At 76.9% G+C, this 1,881-nt stretch carries 1 protein-coding gene; it reads right to left on the bottom strand.

All coding sequences use genetic code 11. From position 1 onward, the window contains the following. Positions 1-1,749, bottom strand: a 1,749-nt coding sequence (locus tag AE652_RS43345; RefSeq protein WP_159028718.1) for a DUF4157 domain-containing protein, incomplete at its 3' end; no start/stop codon positions are given. Positions 1,750-1,881: the final 132 nt, after the last annotated feature.

Consider the following 1,881-nt stretch of genomic DNA (forward strand, 5'->3'; position numbering starts at 1 on the left):
CGGTGCCGCCCCGGGCTCCGCCTGCTCGGGCGGAGCCGGGGCCGCCTCCGCGTCGTCCTCCGGCCGGCTGTCCCGCTCGGCCTGCACCTGCTCGGCCTTGGTCGCGGGCGGCTCGGGGAACGCGGGCGCCTCGGCCTGCGCGGGGGGCGTGCCGTCCGCCGACAGGGTGAGCTGATCGGCCGTCGGGACGGCCGACACGTCGAGGTCGGCGGCGGGCAGGAAGTCCCCGGGCTTGAGCTCGGGCCCGAGGACGGCCGACGACTGCCGCTCCTCGCCCGCGGCGGGCGCGTCGTGGACCTCGGAGTCGGCGCCGGGCTCCATGCCCAACGGCCGTTCCTCGTCCGGGGCTTCGCCCTGCCGTTGGTCGCCCTCCAGCAGCCCGTGCCGGGCCAGCGGGCTGTCCTCGGCCCGCGCGATCGCGTCCAGGCGCTCGGGCTTGACCGGCGCGGTCTGCGGCAGAAGCCCGGCGGCGGGCTCCTGCGGCTTCGTGCCGGCCGAGGGCCGGGTGCCGACGCCCTGCTGCTCGGCCTCGGGCGAGCCGGGTACGGTGGCGGCGACCGGCTGGGCGGCGCCCTCCTCGGCCGGTACGGGCGCCTGTTCCGGGTCTGCCGCGGGCGCCTCCTCGACAGCCGACGGCTGCGCCTCCGTGGGGAGTTGGGCCTGACCGGCCTCCGGCTGCGCGGCGGGCTGTGCGGCCGGTTCGGTCTGAGCGGCCTCGCCCTCCGCGGGTGGTGCCTGCTGTCCGTCCTGCTGCTCCGGGCGTTCCTCGCCGCCGTCCTTGTCGTCCTTGCCTTCCTGGTCGCCCTGGCCCTTGCGGTGCTTCCGGTGCTTGCGGCGAGCCTTCGGGTCGTCCGACTGCCGCGCCTCGTCGTCGAGTTGTTGTTGCCGGTCCCGCTCCTCGCGGTCCTCCCGGTCGGTCCGGTCGTGGTCGTCGGTGGTCCGGTCGGTAGCATCGGTCACCGGCTCGGGGGTCTGGGCGGCGTCCACGTCGGCCGGGCGGTGCTCGGCGGCCTCGACCAGTTCCAGCACCCGGGTGTAGTCGGAGGAGGGCAGCAGGACCGCCAGCCGGTCCAGGACAGAGGATTGCAACTCGGGCGCGAATCTGGCGAGTTGGAGGCGGACCCGGCCGGAGGAGTCGGTCGGGTCGCCGCGCAGCGAGCGCAGGATGCCGGACGCCAGACGGTCGACCAGGGTGGCCGGGTCGAGCCGTTCGGTGCGGAAGCGGTCGGCGTCGACGGTCGCGTAGCGGAGCCAGCCCGGTGTGGCGCTGGGCGTCGCCGTCGTCGGCCGGTCCCCGATCGCGCCCTGCTCCGCCTCGCGTTCGACGGCGTCCTGCGGCAGGCTCACCGCGCCCAGGTCGCGGCCGGCCCGCAGCGCGCCGAGCGGGTTCGGGGCCTGGATGGTGTGCAGCAGCTCGTGGGTGAGCAGCCGGCGGCCGTCCTCGGCGGCCGGCCGGTACTTGCCCTCGCCGAAGAAGAGGTCCGGGCCGACCGCGACGGCGTCCGCGCCGATCAGCTCCGTCAGCGCGGCGGAGTCCCGGTCGGTGTGCACCCGGACCCGGCTGAGGTCGTGGCCGAGCCGCGCCTCCAACTCCCGGCGCACGCCCGGGTCGAGCGGTTGGCCGGCGCCGGAGACGATCTCCTTCGGCTCGGGGGTGCGGGCCTTCGGGGCCCGGGTCTTGCGCCGGGCCTGGCCGCCCTGCTTGGCGTCCTGCGCGGAGTCCCGTACGGAGGCCTTGAGTTGCGTCACGTCCGCCCCCGTTCCACGTGCCGCCCGGTACCCGAGAGCCGCCCACCAGCCGGGAGCTGACCAGAACCCGACAGCCCGGCGTGCACGGCGCGGGCGAGCGCCTCGCCGAGCCGCTGCGGTGAGGCGCCCGCC

The organism is Kitasatospora sp. MY 5-36 (genome assembly GCF_001182915.1).
Classification (GTDB): domain Bacteria; phylum Actinomycetota; class Actinomycetes; order Streptomycetales; family Streptomycetaceae; genus Kitasatospora.